This is a genomic window from Stenotrophomonas sp. CFBP8994 (genome assembly GCF_034044835.1).
GTDB lineage: Bacteria > Pseudomonadota > Gammaproteobacteria > Xanthomonadales > Xanthomonadaceae > Stenotrophomonas > Stenotrophomonas rhizophila_A.
Genome location: NZ_JAXCWT010000001.1, coordinates 244920 through 258896, shown reverse-complemented (window position 1 = coordinate 258896; position 13977 = coordinate 244920). Strand labels below are relative to the sequence as shown.

Sequence of the window (13977 nt, the reverse complement as noted above, 5' to 3'; positions counted from 1 at the left end):
CGGGTCCTCGAAGGAAGCGGGGTCAGATTTCGCCGGCGCGGCGGCGCAGGCGGATGGCGATGATGATGAACGCGACACCGAAGGCAGCGCCGATCCACAGCTCGGGCAGGGCGAGTGCGGCCAGCTGGCTGGACGGCGACAGCGCCGCGGCCACGTTGTCGCTGTCGCGCATCACCGACTGCAGCTGGTCGGTGCGGTAGAACAGGTCGCTGCCCGGCAGCGTGCCCAGCAGCAGGCGGCCGACGATGTGCTGCCAGAACCAGCCGCTGGTCATGTTGAACAGATTCATGACGTGGGTGGTGCTGACGATGATGCCGGCAAACAGCGGCAGCATGACGGCCCACAGGAACGGCTTGGACTTGGCCCACGCCGACCACATCAGCAGCCAGCCCACGGTCGGCAGGGCCCACAGCAGGTACACCGGCAGCCAGGACAGGTGGCTGGCCACGAACGCCAGCGGGCTGGCCGGGCCCCAGATCAGGGTCAGCGGGTTGCCGCCATGGGCCAGCACCACCACCGAGAGGATCGCCATGAAGCCGAACATGGTCAGCACCGAGGCGATCACCGCGATCACCGGGGCCACCAGCAGCGCGCTCAGCGCCTTGGACAGCACGGTCTGCGTGTCCGACAGCGGCAGCGACTTCCAGAACAGGATGCTGCGGTCGCGGCGGTCGTCGTACAGGGCACCCAGGCAGTAGAAGAACACCACGAAGGCCAGCACCACGAACGGCCACAGCGAGCTCAGTACCAGGGTGGCGTCCAGGGCATTGCCGAGGTCGGCCATGCCCTTGGCATCCATGTGGGCGGTCAGCAGCTTCAGGTCCAGGCCGTTGACATTGATGTTGGTGTTGTCGATGTGCAGGTCACCGCTCTCTGCCGCGCGGCGCAGGCCCCACAGGCCGAGCAGGATGCCGATCAGGCTCATCACCAGCGAAATGCCGCCGGCGATCAGCGGTGCCCACAGGAAACCGCCGCGGTTTTCCCAGTACTCACGCTTGAGCAGCCACTTGAAGGTACTGGCCTTGCTGATGGGGTGGAAGTGGACGGTGTTCATGCGTAGGTTCCCTTCATGATGGCCACGAACAGATCCGCCAGCCCCGGGCTGCGGATTTCGCCAAGCGGAGTGAGCTGGGCGCGCGGCACCCCGTCGAACAGCAGTACGGTCTTGCCGAACGGCAGGCTGCGCTCGTCGATCGGCTTCAGCGCACGCGCCGATTCCAGCGTTTCGGCCGACACCAGCACTTCGGTGTAGCGCTCGCCGACGTCTTCCATGTCGGTGGTGAGCACGATGCGGCCGTCGCGGATGAACATCACGTCGGTGAGGATGTGTTCGATCTCTTCCACCTGGTGGGTGGTCACGATGATCGTTTTCTGCTCGTCGAAGTAGTCTTCCAGCAGGCGCTGGTAGAACTCCTTGCGGTACAGGATGTCCAGGCCCAGGGTGGGCTCGTCCAGCACCAGCACCTTGGCGTCGATGGCCATCACCAGCGCCAGGTGCAGCTGCACGATCATGCCCTTGGACAGTTCACGTACGCGCTGGCGCGGCTGCAGCTTGGTGGAGGCCAGGAAGCGTTCGCAGCGGGCACGATCGAAGCGCGGGTGGACCCCGGCGACGAAATCGATCGCCTCGCGCACCTTCATCCAGCGCGGCAGCACCGCCACGTCGGCGATGAAGCACACATCATTCATCAGCGCGTTGCGCTGCACGGTCGGGTCCAGGCCCAGCACGCTCAGCTCCCCCTCGACCTGGGTCAGACCCAGCAGCGCCTTGAGCAGGGTGGTCTTGCCCGCGCCGTTGGGGCCGATCAGGCCGGTGATCCGGCCCGGGGCGATGGTGAAGCTGGTGTTGTCCAGCGCGAGCGTGGATTTGTAGGCCTTGCGCAGGCCACGAGCGGAAATGACGACATCACTAGCAACGGCATTCATGAGGATTTCCCCTGGGGCAGCAATTCGTCGAGGCGCAGGCCCAGGCGCTGGATGCGCTCCAGGACCAGCGGCCATTCTTCATTGAGGAACCGGTCGCGCTCGCTGCTGCGCAGCTGCGTGGCCGCTTCTTCGGTCATGAACATGCCCAGGCCGCGGCGCTTCTCGACCAGGCCTTCATCGGCCAGTTCCTGGTAGGCGCGCGAAACGGTGATGGGATTGAGCTGGTACTCGGCGGCCACCTGTCGAACCGAAGGCAGCGCGTCGCCGGGCTTGATGATGCTGTCGAGCATCATGGCAATCACGCGTTCTTTCAGCTGACGGTAGATCGGAGCACCATCGCTCCATTGGATATCGCTCATGGTCAGCTCCGTGGGTTCAGCGACTGTGCGAATGAGAAGTAAGGCATGGACAGGGAGCTGTGCAGCCGGCGGGGAGGCGTGGGGGCGCCGTCGGCGTTCCCTGCCTGGATGACGCCTGCGTCCTGCGGGCTTTCAAACGCACCGGTGGCGGTCTCGCTGCCACGGTCACCGGCAGGGATGCTGAACCAGCCCAGCAACAGCAGCGCGGACGCGGCTGTCAGGGCTTTGGCGGAGTGGTGGCGCATGCGGTTCATGGGCTTCCCCTGCATCAGGTGACTGGTGTTGTATGCAACTATAACACCGGCACAGCCAAGTGCAATACCCGACATGCCCCAACTGATGGCAGGGGCATGACGGTGGCGGCGCGATCGCGTTAACGCATTGATTATCAAGCGATTGATGGTGCCGCAGTGCGCGGGCATCAGTCTGCCGGTATTCAGCCGCGTGACGGCCATGTACGTCAACCGCGCACTGAAACGCCCGGTGATATAGTCCGCCTTCCCCTGCAGGACAGGGTTTTCCAGCCTCTTTACCGGAGTTTCCAATGCCCCAGTCCCACCGCGCGACTTCCCCGTTCCACGCCACCCGGGCGCGCGCCCGCCGCTGGGGCAGTGGGCTGCTGCTGGTCGGGATGCTGGGCGCCGGGTCCGCCCAGGCCGCAGATCTGCTTGACCTCAACTACCGGCCCCTGGCCGGCAAGACCGAGGTGAACCTGGAAAAGCAGTACGGCGGCAAGGTGCTGCTGGTGGTCAATACCGCCAGCAAATGCGGCTTCACCCCGCAGTACGAGGCGCTGGAAGGGCTGCAGACCCGATACGCCGCGCGCGGCTTCTCGGTGCTGGGCTTCCCGTCCAATGATTTCAAGGGCCAGGAGCCGGGCAGCGAGAAGGAGATCCAGGAGTTCTGCACGCTTACCTATGGCGTGAAGTTCCCGATGTTCCAGAAAGTGCAGGTCACCGGCACCGACGCCACGCCGCTGTACCAGCGCCTGACCGCCGCCACCGGCGTTGCGCCCGGCTGGAACTTCCACAAGTATCTGCTATCGCGCGATGGCCGGGTGGTGGCGCAGTTCTCCAGCAAGGTCAAGCCGGACGACAAGGAACTGGTGGCGGCAATCGAACGTGAGCTGTCCGTTGCGCCTGCAAAGCGCTGACATCCTCGACATCTCGCACGTGCGTGCGACAATGATCGCTTTCGCGCCGACGTCGGCGTCCAGTCACTTCCAGGAAAGCAGCAAATGAAGATGGGAATGCGCGGCGCTGCGGCGTCGGTTCTGATTCTGGCGATGGGTGCCACCGGTACCGTGATGTCGCAACAACCGGCCGCAGGCGCGGCCGCCAAGGAGACTTCTGCTTTGACCTCCCAGCGTGAAAAAGTCGGCTACGCCATTGGTATGGACGTGGCCAAGTCCTTCGAGCCGATTGCCGACCAGATCGACATCGCGGCCCTGCGCCGCGCGGTGACCAACGCCTTCGAAGGCAAGCAGCCGCTGATCACCCAGGAACAGGCGCAGAAGACCGACCAGGCGCTGCGCATGGCGATGGCCGTCAAGGCCGGCCAGCCGGTTCCGGGCATGGCCCCGGGCACCGAGCCGCCGAAGGTGGACCGTGAACAGGTCGGCCTGATGCTGGGCAGCTATGCCGTGGGCCCGTCGCTGGCGCCGTTGAAGGACCAGGTCGACCTGGACGCGCTGTTCGACGCCGTGCAGACCGCGTTCGCCAAGGGCACCCCGAAGATGACCGCCGAACAGGCCCAGGCCACGATGGAAGGCTTCATGGCCGCCCAGCAGGCGGAAATGCAGGCCAAGGCCGCCGCCCAGGGCGAGACCAACCGCCGCGCCGGCAATGACTTCATGGCCAAGAACAAGACCGTGCCGGGCGTGGTCACCACCGCGTCGGGCCTGCAGTACCAGGTGATCCGTCCCGGTTCGGGCGAGCGCCCGCTCCCCACCAGCAAGGTCAAGGTGCATTACGAAGGCAAGCTGCTCGACGGCACCGTCTTCGACAGCAGCATCCAGCGTGGCCAGCCGATCGAGTTCGGCCTGGACCAGGTGGTCAAGGGCTGGTCGGAAGGCGTGCAGCTGATGCCGGTCGGCGCCAAGTACCGCTTCTGGATCCCGGGCGAGCTGGCCTATGGCGAGCAGGGCACCCCGGGCGGTCCGATCGGTCCGAACGCGACGCTGACCTTCGACGTCGAACTGCTGGGCATTGCTCCGTAAAACGGAACTGGAGTCAACACGGACATGCGCGTCTCAATCTTCGGTACCGGCTACGTCGGTCTGGTCACGGGTACCTGCCTGGCCGATGTCGGCCACCAGGTGGTCTGCGTCGATATCGACCAGGCCAAGGTGGATGGCCTCAACCGCGGCGTCATCCCGATCTATGAGCCGGGCCTGGAGCCGATGGTCAAGGCCAACCATGCCGCGTTGCGGCTGGCCTTCACCACCGACGCCGAGGCCGCGATCGCGCATGGCCAGGTGATCTTCATTGCCGTGGGCACGCCACCGGACGAGGACGGCAGCGCCGACCTGCAGTACGTGCTGGCCGTGGCCCGCACCATCGGCCGGCACATGCGTGTGCCGACCGTGGTGGTGAACAAGTCGACCGTGCCGGTAGGCACGGCCGACAAGGTCCGTGCCGCCATCGCCCAGGCGCTGGCCGAGCGCGGCGAGGAGATCGCCTTCGACGTGGTCTCCAACCCCGAATTCCTCAAGGAAGGCGACGCCGTGGCCGACTGCATGCGGCCGGACCGTATCGTGATCGGCGCGGCCAATGCCGAGTCGGTGGCGCTGATGCGCCGCTTGTACGCGCCGTTCAACCGCAACCACGACCGCGTGGTGGAGATGGACGTGCGCTCGGCCGAGCTGACCAAGTACGCTGCCAACGCCATGCTGGCGACCAAGATTTCGTTCATGAACGAAATCGCCAACATCGCCGAGAAAGTCGGTGCCGATGTCGAACAGGTCCGCCAGGGCATCGGCTCGGACCCGCGCATCGGCTGGCACTTCATCTACCCGGGCGCCGGTTACGGCGGCTCGTGTTTCCCCAAGGACGTGCAGGCGCTGGCCCGCACCGCGCAGCAGTACGGGCATGAGCCCAAGCTGCTCAATGCGGTGGAAGCGGTCAACGATGCGCAGAAGGGGCACCTGTTCCAGCTGATCCAGCGCCACTACGACCGTGGCGAGGATGAGGGCGTGCGCGGCCGCACCTTCGCGGTGTGGGGCCTGGCCTTCAAGCCGAACACCGATGACATGCGCGAAGCCTCCAGCCGCCGCCTGCTGGCACAGCTGTGGGAAGGCGGTGCCACCGTCCGCGCGTACGACCCGGAAGCCACCGACGAGGCCCGCCGCATCTTCGGCGAGCGCGACGACCTGGTGTTCTGCGACAGCGCCAATGACGCGCTGGATGGCGCCGATGCGCTGGTGGTGGTTACCGAATGGAAGCAGTTCCGCAGCCCGGATTTCGCCCACCTGCGTGACACGCTGAAAGACGCCGTCGTGTTCGACGGTCGCAACCTGTACGACCCGCAGGAGATCGAAGCCGCGGGCCTGGCCTATTACGGCATTGGCCGGGGACGTTCGCTGCATGCATGATTCCACTCCCACCGCGCGTGAGCAGGCGCTGGAAGCGCGCCTGGTCGAACTTGAAATGCGGGTGTCCTTCCAGGAACAGGCCTTGGCCGAGCTGAGCGAAGCCCTGGCCGATGCCCGCATCGAGGGCAGCCGCAACGCGGACCTGACCCGCCTGCTGCTGGAGGACCTGGGCAAGGTCCGCAACGCGCTGTATTCCGATTCGGGCGAAGAACCGCCGCCCCCGCACTACTGATCGACCCAACGTCATGAGCGATACCCTCCGCGACCAGCTGCTGGGCCTTGGCTTCAAAGCCGCGCCCAAGCCCGAACGCAAGCCCGACGCCCGCCGCGATGGCCGGCCCTCCAACGCGCCGCAGGGTGCCCGACCGCAGGCCAAGGCCGGTGAGGGCGCCCGTGGGCCGCGCGATGGCCAGCGCCCGCCGCGCGAGGGCGATGCCCGTCGTGGCCCCCAGGGCAAGGGCCGCCCCGGCGGCAACGCACGTCCCGGCCAGGGCCAGAACCCCGGCCAGGGCAAGCCGCGCTCGCGCGAGGACATCGACCTGGCCAAGGCCTACGCGATCCGTGCGCAGAAGGAAAAAGACGACCGGATCGAAGCCGAGCGGCTGAAGCAGGAAGAGGCGCGCGTGCGCCGCGAAGCCAAGGTCAAGCTCGACGAGCTGCTCAAGGACAAGGCGCTCAACGATGAAGCGGCTGACATCGCGCGGCACTTCCCGTACGGCGGCAAGATCAAGCGCATCTATGTCACCGCCGAGCAGCTGCGCCAGCTCAACGCCGGCGAACTGGGCGTGCTGCAGAGCACCGGCCGCTACCTGCTGGTGACCGCAGCGGTGCTGGACGAAGCCGAAGCGATCTTCGCCCCGGCCGTGGCACTGCGCGTGGACCCCAACGCCCCGGCCGAAGACGACCCGTACGCCGATCCGGCCTACCAGGTGCCTGACGACCTGGTCTGGTAAAAAAAGCGGGTATCGACCGACGGTCGATACCTACCTGACGGGATGAATGCGGTAGCGCACGACCGTTGGTCGTGCGGCAAAGGAGTGTGCATGCAGGAAAGCCAATTGCGACAAACCTACGTCCCGCATATCGACGGCCTGCGTGCGGTCGCCGTGTTGTCGGTCATCCTGTACCACCTCAAGGCGAGCTGGCTGCCCGGTGGCTTCACCGGTGTGGATGTGTTTTTCGTGATCTCCGGCTTCGTGGTCAGCGCCTCGGTCGATCGCCTGCCGGCGCTCGGCGGCTGGCAGGGCCTGATGCGTTTCTACGCGCGCCGCATCCGCCGGATCGTGCCGGCGCTGGTGGTGTGCCTGCTGGTCACCGCGCTGTTCAGTGCGCTGTTCATTCCAGAATCCTGGCTCAGCGAAACCAGCGACAAGACTGGCCGCCGCGCATTTTTCGGGCTGAGCAACTGGGTGCTGGCCGCCACCGGCAACGACTACTTCTCGCCGCGCACCGAATTCAATCCGTATACCCACACCTGGTCGCTGGGCGTGGAGGAGCAGTTCTACCTGCTGTTCCCGCTGCTGTTCCTGGCGTGGTCGCGGGGCGGGCGGACGCGCGCGCTGTCGCTGGGATTGTTCGCCGTCGCCACCGTTGCGTCGCTGGCCTACGCGCTGCGGCTGGTCGGGCAGGGCGGGCAGGAGATCCAGGCGTTCTACGTCACCACCACGCGGTTCTGGCAGCTCGGTGCTGGCGTGCTGCTGTACCAGGCAATGACGCTGGCCGGTCGTTTCGATGCGGCGCCGCTGGCGCGTGGACTGTCGTGGCGTTCGCCTTTGCTGCTGCTGGCGGTGGCGGGGCTGGGCTACGGGTTGTGGGCGGCGCGACCGGGCCACTCGCCGTGGCCGGACGGGCTGTGGCCGGTGCTCTCCACGGTGGCGCTGCTGGGGCTGCTGCAGCGACATCCGCAGGGCTGGACCGGGCGCGCGCTGGCCAGCCCGCCGATGGTCTGGGTCGGCAAGCTCTCCTACTCGCTGTACCTGTGGCATTGGCCGGTGTTCGTACTGTTCCGCTGGACCGTGGGGCTGGAAACCGTGCTGGCCGGGGCGTGCGCGGTGGCGCTGGTGTTCGCGCTGGCGTGGCTGTCCTGGCGCTGGGTGGAGCAGCCGCTGCGGCATGGCTCGCGCGGCCCCCGGACCAACGGGCGCTGGGTACTGCTGGGGTTGGCCGTACTGGTACTGGGCGCCGGTCTGCAGTCGGTGCTGGTCAAGCAGCAGCGACACATTTCCTTCAGTACGGTGAGCCGGCATCCGTTGGACTGGTACCCGTATGCGAAGGGGCTGAAGAAGGAAGTGCCCGACTGCCGCGTGGTCGAATCCAGCATTCCGGTCGCCGGGGGACAGGCGCGGCTGCTGCAGCGGGGCGAGTGCAAGGGCGGCAGCGGGGCGGCGGACGTGTTGTTCGTGGCCGGCGATTCGCATGCCCTGGTCTATAACGAGCTGCTGCGGCGCAAGGTGGTGCAGGACGGCGGGCAGGTTCGCCTGTACGGCAGTGGCGGTTGCGCGCTGGTGGGCATGCAGGCCTGGCGGGGTCCGAACCCGGGCTGCGAGGTGTACACCCGTAATGTGCTGGAGGATATACAGGCTGCCGCGCGTGCCGGTGACGTGCTGTTCCTGCCCGGGCTGCGCATTCCGCGCCTGGCCGAGCAGTACCAGCTGTTCGATGCGGCCCAGGTAGCCGCCGATCTGGCCAGCCCGGCGGCGGTGCAGGGGCGGGCTGCCGAGGTAATCGCCTCGATCGAACAGCTGCGTCCCTTGGCCGAACGCGGCGTGCGGATCGTGCTGGAAGCGCCCAAGCCGGTGCTGCCTGCACCGCCGTACCGCTGCTCGGATGCGTTCAACCGCCACAACCCGATCTGCGTCAATGGCATGCAGATTCCGCGCGCGCAGGTGGAGGCAATGCGCGCGCCGGTGCTGGACAGCCTGCGCCAGGTTGCCGCCGCGTTGCCGGGTGCAAGCGTGTGGGATCCGTTACCGGCGTTGTGCCCGGGCGACGTGTGCAGGCCCGACGCAGACGGCAGGCCGCTGTATTTCGACGCCGACCACCTGAGCGGCTACGGCAACCGGGTGTTGTTGCCCGGTTTCAGCCGCCACCTGCAAGCGGTGCGGCAGGGCAGATAACGCTTATCGGTGCATTGACGCATGGACCTCAGGCGGAAACGCGCCTTTGTCTCCGCAACAGCGGCAGGCTGATCGCGAAGAAGCACAGCAGTGCACCGGCGAACGCAAACCCCGCGCCGGCCAGGAATGCGGTGCGGCCCTGGTCGATGTTCCACAGCTGGCCGGCGATCAACGCGCCGAGCACGCCGCCGACGCCTGACGAGAAGCCATACAGCAGCCCCTGGCCGTGCCCGTTGAGCCGGCCCGGGAAGTAGGTCGCCAGCATCTGCATGGCCGCCGCGAAGAAGGCCGCAAATCCCAGCGCATGCGCGGTCTGCGCCACCAGCATCACCCCCAGGTGGTCCGGGAACAGTGCGGTGACGGTCCAGCGCAGGGTGGAGCTGACCAAGGCGATCAGCAGCATCCAGCTGGCGTCATAGCGGCGGAAGAAGCGGCCGATGGTGAAGAACACGCCGACCTCGAACACCACGCCGATCGTCCACAGCAGCCCCAGCGTGGAGGTCGCATAGCCGTGGTGATCCATGTAGACCGAAAAGAACGTGTAGTACGGCCCGAACGACAGCTGTTCCATGAACGCGGCCAGGAAGAACGCCAGCACCTGCGGTTTGCGCACGATCTGCCAGAAGCCGCTGGCATCGCCATCCGCGCGATGGAAATCGCGCGCGTAGTAGTTGGCAAACGCCGAGCCCACCAGCAACGCGAACAGCGGCAGCATCAGCCACGGCAGCAGGTGCGCGTTGCCGGCACCGCCGCTGCCTTCGATCAGCCAGCCAAAGCCCATCACCACCGCGATGAAGCCCAGCGAGCCCCACACCCGGATCAGCCCGTAGCGGTGGCTGTCGTTGCCCAGGTGGGTGAGGGTGATCGATTCGAATTGCGGCATCACCGCGTTGTAGAAGAAGCAGAACACCACCATGGCCGGGTACATCCACGGCAGTGGCAGCGGCAGCAGGAACGCGCAGAAGGTGAGCAGGGTCAGCACGCTGCCCACGCGCAGCCAGCGGATCGGGTGCCGCGAGGCGGCGGCAATCGAGGTCCACGTCGTGGGCGCCACGATGCGGGTGGCGTACCAGATCCCCATCATGACGCTGATCGCGGTCACGCTCATCCCGCGCGCGGTCAGGAACAGCGACCAGTACGGGGTGAATGCGCCGAGCGCCGCGTAGTAGAACAGGTAGTAGCTGGAGAGGCGGGCGACCGGAACCGCGTTCATTCCGGATCGTAATCCAGGTTGGAGGCCAGCCAGCGTTCGACCTGCGCGCGTTCCACGCCCTTGCGTTTGGCGTAATCGCCGACCTGCTCGCGGGTGACCCGGCCGACCACGAAATACTGGCTCTGCGGGTGGCTGAAGTAATAGCCGGAAACCGCCGCGGTGGGCAGCATCGCAAAGCTCTCGGTCAGCTGCATGTCCGCGTTGTTTTCCGCATCGAGCAGGCGGAACAGCGTGGCTTTCTCGCTGTGCTCGGGGCAGGCGGGGTAGCCCGGCGCCGGGCGGATGCCGCTGTATTGCTCGGCAATCAACGCGTCGTTGTCCAGTGCCTCGTCCGGCTGGTAGCCCCAGTAATCGGTGCGCACCTGCTGGTGCAGGCGCTCGGCCAGGGCTTCGGCCAGGCGGTCGGCCAGCGCCTTGAGCAGGATCGCGTTGTAGTCGTCGTGGTCGGCCTCGAAGCGGGCGACGTGCGGGTCGATCCCGATCCCGGCGGTGACCGCGAACGCGCCGATCCAGTCCTGGCGGCCGCTGTCGGCCGGCGCAATGAAATCGGCCAAGCAGAAGTCCGGGCGCTCCACCGGCTTGTCCACCTGCTGGCGCAGGAAGTGCAGTACGGCCGGGCCATCCTCGGTGGTCAGGTGCACATCGTCGCCCACGCTGTTGGCCGGCCACAGTCCGAACACCGCCTTGGCGGTCAGCCAACGCTCGTCGACGATGCGCTTGAGCATCGCGCGCGCATCGCGGTACAGCTCGCTGGCCTGGGTGCCCACGATCTCGTCGGTGAGGATGGCCGGGTACTTGCCGGCCAGTTCCCAGGCCTGGAAAAACGGGGTCCAGTCGATCACCCCCACCAGATCGGCCAGCGGGTAGTCATCCAGCACGTGCAGGCCCGGCCTGCGCGGGGCCGGCGGCTGGTACTGCGCCCAGTTGCCGTCGAAACGCTGCGCGCGGGCCTTGGCCAGGGTCACCAGGCGTTTGGCATCGCCGCGGTTGCGGTGGCGCTGGCGGATGTCGGCGTAGTCGGCCTCGTTGGCGGCCACGAAGGCCTCGCGCAGTTCGCTGGAGATCAGCGACTGGGCCACGCCCACTGCCCGCGAGGCATCCTTCACCCACACCGTGGGCGCCTTGTAATGCGGGTCGATCTTCAGCGCGGTGTGCGCGCGCGAGGTGGTGGCGCCGCCGATCATCAAGGGCAGGGTGAAGCCCTGCCGCTCCATCTCGCGGGCCACGTGGCTCATTTCTTCCAGCGACGGGGTGATCAACCCGGACAGGCCGATGATGTCGGCGTTCTCGGCGCGGGCCGCGTCCAGGATCTTCTGCGCCGGCACCATCACGCCGAGGTCGATCACCTCGAAGTTGTTGCACGCGAGCACCACGCCGACGATGTTCTTGCCGATGTCATGCACATCACCCTTCACCGTGGCCATGATGATCTTGCCGTTGCTCTTGGCGGTATCGCCGCTGCGCGCCTTTTCGGCTTCGATGAAGGGCAGCAGGTAGGCCACCGCCTTCTTCATCACGCGCGCGGATTTGACCACCTGCGGCAGGAACATCTTGCCGGCGCCGAACAGGTCGCCGACCACGTTCATGCCGTCCATCAGCGGTCCTTCGATCACGTCCAGCGGGCGGCTGGAACGGATCCGTGCCTCCTCGGTATCGGCTTCGACCCAAGCATCCAGGCCGTGCACCAGCGCATGCGCCAGGCGCGCGTCGATCGGCTTTTCGCGCCAGGCCAGGTCTTCGCCCTTGATCTCGCCCTTCCTGCCCTTGTAGCGCTCGGCGATCTCCAGCAGGCGCTCGGTGCCATCCGGACGGCGGTTGAGGATCACGTCCTCCACGCGCTCGCGCAGTTCGGCATCCAGGTCGTCGTAGATCGGCATGGCGCCGGCGTTGACGATGCCCATGTCCATGCCCGCCGCGATGGCGTGGTACAGGAACACCGCATGGATGGCCTGGCGCACCGTTTCGTTGCCACGGAACGAGAACGACACGTTGGACACGCCACCGGACACATGGCAATGCGGCAGTGTGCGCTTGATGATGCGGGTGGCTTCGATGAAGTCCACCGCGTAGTTGTCGTGCTCTTCGATGCCGGTGGCCACGGCGAAGATGTTCGGGTCGAAGATGATGTCCTGGGGCGGGAAGCCGACCTGGTCGACCAGGATCCGGTAGGCACGGGTGCAGATTTCCACCTTGCGCGCGCAGGTATCGGCCTGGCCCTGCTCGTCGAAGGCCATCACCACCGCGGCCGCGCCGTAGCGCAGCACCTTGCGTGCGTGTTCGATGAACAGCGCCTCGCCTTCCTTGAGCGAGATCGAATTGACCACGCTCTTGCCCTGCAGGCACTTCAGCCCGGCTTCGATCACGCTCCACTTGGACGAATCGACCATCACCGGGATGCGCGCGATATCCGGCTCGGACATGATCAGGTTGAGATAGCGGGTCATCGCCTTCTCGGAATCGATCAGGCCTTCGTCCATGTTGACGTCGAGGATCTGCGCGCCGCTGGCGACCTGCTGGCGGGCCACTTCCACCGCTTCTTCGTAGCGCTCTTCCTTGACCAGCTTGCGGAACTGCGCGCTGCCGGTGACGTTGGTGCGCTCTCCGATGTTGACGAACAGCAGGTCCGGGGTGATGACCAGCGGTTCCAGCCCGGACAGCCGGGTGTGGCGCGTAGGTGCGTTCATGCCGCCTGCTCCTGCGCGCCGGGTAGTGCGCGCGGCCGCAGGCCGGCCACGGCCTGGGCGATGGCACGGATGTGGTCGGGGGTGGAACCGCAGCAGCCACCCACCAGGTTGAGCAGGCCGTCCTCGGCGAAACCGCGCAGGGTGGCGGCCATTTCGTCCGGGGTCTCGTCGTACTCACCGAAGGCGTTGGGCAGCCCGGCGTTGGGGTGGGCGCTGACGTAACAGTCGGCCACCTGGCCCAGGGTTTCCACGTGCGGTCGCATCGCGTCGGCGCCTAGCGCGCAGTTCAGGCCGATCGACAGAGGGCGCGCGTGGGCGAGCGACGCGTGGAAGGCGTCGGCGGTCTGGCCCGAGAGGGTGCGCCCGGAGGCATCGGTGATGGTGCCGGAGATCATGATCGGCAGGCGCGCGCCGCGCGCATCGAAAGCTTCTTCGATGGCGAACAGCGCGGCCTTGGCATTGAGCGTGTCGAAGATGGTTTCCACCATCAGGGTGTCTGCGCCGCCGTCGATCAGGCCATCGATGGCCTCGCGGTAGGTCTCGCGCAGCGCATCGAAGCTGGTGTTGCGGAAACCGGGATCGTTCACGTCGGGGCTGATCGAGGCGGTGCGGCTGGTCGGCCCCAGCACGCCGATGACGAAACGCGGTTTATCCGGGGTGTTGGCTTCGACCGCATCGCAGCAGGCGCGCGCGACGGCAGCGCCGGCCTTGTTCAACTCGTACACCAGGTGTTCCAGGTGGTAATCGGCCTGGCTTACCGAGGTGGCATTGAAGGTGTTGGTTTCGACCAGGTCGGCCCCGGCCTGCAGGTACGCGGTGTGGATATCTGCGATCACCTCCGGGCGGGTCAGCAGCAGCAGGTCGTTGTTGCCCTTGAGGTCGTGGCCTTCCGGCGTGCCGTGGTCGCAGCCGGCGCCGTGCTGGTGGTCGAAGCCACCGGCGAAGCGTTCCCCGCGGTAATCGCCTTCCTCCAGCCCGTGCCGCTGGATCATGGTGCCCATCGCACCGTCGATGATCAGGATGCGCTGGGCCAGCGCGTCTTCAAGGGCGCGGACACGATCGGGGTGCAGCCAGGGCAGGGACATCG

13 protein-coding genes are annotated in these 13977 nt (G+C 66.7%); 6 read left to right on the top strand and 7 right to left on the bottom strand.

Annotation, left to right across the window (positions count from 1 at the left end; genetic code table 11):
- Positions 1-22: 22 nt before the first annotated feature.
- Genes SOM39_RS01280 through SOM39_RS01265 form a run of 4 tightly spaced genes read right to left on the bottom strand, consistent with a single transcriptional unit; the run spans position 23 to position 2830 of the window.
- A complete protein-coding gene (locus SOM39_RS01280) occupies positions 23-1054 on the bottom strand; it encodes a hypothetical protein (protein ID WP_217536116.1) in 1032 nt (343 codons plus the stop codon).
- Complete coding sequence (locus SOM39_RS01275) at positions 1051-1926, bottom strand: ABC transporter ATP-binding protein (RefSeq protein ID WP_210130589.1); 876 nt, start codon at positions 1924-1926, stop codon at positions 1051-1053. The genes SOM39_RS01280 and SOM39_RS01275 overlap by 4 nt, the downstream gene beginning before the upstream one ends.
- Positions 1923-2285, bottom strand: a complete 363-nt coding sequence (locus tag SOM39_RS01270) for a GntR family transcriptional regulator (RefSeq protein ID WP_068852958.1) — start codon at positions 2283-2285, stop codon at positions 1923-1925. The genes SOM39_RS01275 and SOM39_RS01270 overlap by 4 nt, the downstream gene beginning before the upstream one ends.
- Positions 2286-2287: 2 nt before the next feature.
- The gene (locus SOM39_RS01265; RefSeq protein WP_320457248.1) at positions 2288-2830 is read right to left on the bottom strand and encodes a hypothetical protein; all 543 of its coding nucleotides are present in this window, start codon (positions 2828-2830) and stop codon (positions 2288-2290) included.
- Positions 2831-2916: 86 nt separating this feature from the next.
- On the opposite strand from SOM39_RS01265, the gene SOM39_RS01260 reads away from it, so the two are divergent.
- The 6 genes from SOM39_RS01260 to SOM39_RS01235 all read left to right on the top strand — a co-directional run bounded on the left by SOM39_RS01260 (position 2917) and on the right by SOM39_RS01235 (position 8993).
- Positions 2917-3438, top strand: a complete 522-nt coding sequence (locus tag SOM39_RS01260; protein WP_068854696.1) for a glutathione peroxidase — start codon at positions 2917-2919, stop codon at positions 3436-3438.
- 84 nt (positions 3439-3522) lie between these two features.
- A complete protein-coding gene (locus tag SOM39_RS01255; protein WP_217536114.1) occupies positions 3523-4503 on the top strand; it encodes an FKBP-type peptidyl-prolyl cis-trans isomerase in 981 nt (326 codons plus the stop codon).
- Between the two features lie 24 nt (positions 4504-4527).
- Entirely contained in the window at positions 4528-5877 is a 1350-nt protein-coding gene (locus SOM39_RS01250) for a UDP-glucose dehydrogenase family protein (RefSeq protein WP_068852950.1), read from the top strand.
- Positions 5870-6109: a SlyX family protein gene (locus SOM39_RS01245; protein WP_068852947.1), complete on the top strand. Its 240-nt coding sequence runs from the start codon at positions 5870-5872 to the stop codon at positions 6107-6109. The genes SOM39_RS01250 and SOM39_RS01245 overlap by 8 nt, the downstream gene beginning before the upstream one ends.
- Positions 6110-6122: 13 nt before the next feature.
- Positions 6123-6830, top strand: coding sequence for a DUF2058 domain-containing protein (locus SOM39_RS01240; RefSeq protein WP_210130588.1), 708 nt, complete (start codon positions 6123-6125; stop codon positions 6828-6830).
- A 90-nt stretch (positions 6831-6920) separates the two neighbouring features.
- Complete coding sequence (locus tag SOM39_RS01235; protein WP_414715832.1) at positions 6921-8993, top strand: acyltransferase family protein; 2073 nt, start codon at positions 6921-6923, stop codon at positions 8991-8993.
- A gap of 28 nt (positions 8994-9021) precedes the next feature.
- Here the strand turns inward: SOM39_RS01235 and SOM39_RS01230 are convergent, their stop codons facing one another.
- From SOM39_RS01230 to SOM39_RS01220, 3 genes are read right to left on the bottom strand one after another with little or no spacing between them, the layout of a single operon-like run.
- Positions 9022-10206 (bottom strand): MFS transporter, encoded by a 1185-nt coding sequence (locus SOM39_RS01230; RefSeq protein WP_320457246.1) that lies wholly within the window; start codon positions 10204-10206, stop codon positions 9022-9024.
- On the bottom strand, positions 10203-12890 hold the full coding sequence (gene metH / locus SOM39_RS01225) for a methionine synthase (RefSeq protein WP_320457245.1): 2688 nt from the start codon (positions 12888-12890) through the stop codon (positions 10203-10205). Before metH ends, SOM39_RS01230 begins: the two co-directional genes overlap by 4 nt.
- Positions 12887-13975, bottom strand: a complete 1089-nt coding sequence (locus tag SOM39_RS01220) for a homocysteine S-methyltransferase family protein (protein ID WP_320457244.1) — start codon at positions 13973-13975, stop codon at positions 12887-12889. The genes metH and SOM39_RS01220 overlap by 4 nt, the downstream gene beginning before the upstream one ends.
- Positions 13976-13977: the final 2 nt, after the last annotated feature.

Coding starts and splice junctions, on each gene's coding strand:
- SOM39_RS01250 (WP_068852950.1), top strand. CDS start 4,528: ATGCGCGTCTCAATCTTCGGTACCGGCTACGTCGGTCTGGTCACGGGT.
- SOM39_RS01270 (WP_068852958.1), bottom strand. CDS start 2,285: ATGAGCGATATCCAATGGAGCGATGGTGCTCCGATCTACCGTCAGCTG.
- SOM39_RS01255 (WP_217536114.1), top strand. CDS start 3,523: ATGAAGATGGGAATGCGCGGCGCTGCGGCGTCGGTTCTGATTCTGGCG.
- SOM39_RS01260 (WP_068854696.1), top strand. CDS start 2,917: ATGCTGGGCGCCGGGTCCGCCCAGGCCGCAGATCTGCTTGACCTCAAC.
- SOM39_RS01240 (WP_210130588.1), top strand. CDS start 6,123: ATGAGCGATACCCTCCGCGACCAGCTGCTGGGCCTTGGCTTCAAAGCC.
- SOM39_RS01220 (WP_320457244.1), bottom strand. CDS start 13,975: ATGTCCCTGCCCTGGCTGCACCCCGATCGTGTCCGCGCCCTTGAAGAC.
- SOM39_RS01275 (WP_210130589.1), bottom strand. CDS start 1,926: ATGAATGCCGTTGCTAGTGATGTCGTCATTTCCGCTCGTGGCCTGCGC.
- SOM39_RS01245 (WP_068852947.1), top strand. CDS start 5,870: ATGCATGATTCCACTCCCACCGCGCGTGAGCAGGCGCTGGAAGCGCGC.
- SOM39_RS01235 (WP_414715832.1), top strand. CDS start 6,921: ATGCAGGAAAGCCAATTGCGACAAACCTACGTCCCGCATATCGACGGC.
- SOM39_RS01230 (WP_320457246.1), bottom strand. CDS start 10,206: ATGAACGCGGTTCCGGTCGCCCGCCTCTCCAGCTACTACCTGTTCTAC.
- metH (WP_320457245.1), bottom strand. CDS start 12,890: ATGAACGCACCTACGCGCCACACCCGGCTGTCCGGGCTGGAACCGCTG.
- SOM39_RS01280 (WP_217536116.1), bottom strand. CDS start 1,054: ATGAACACCGTCCACTTCCACCCCATCAGCAAGGCCAGTACCTTCAAG.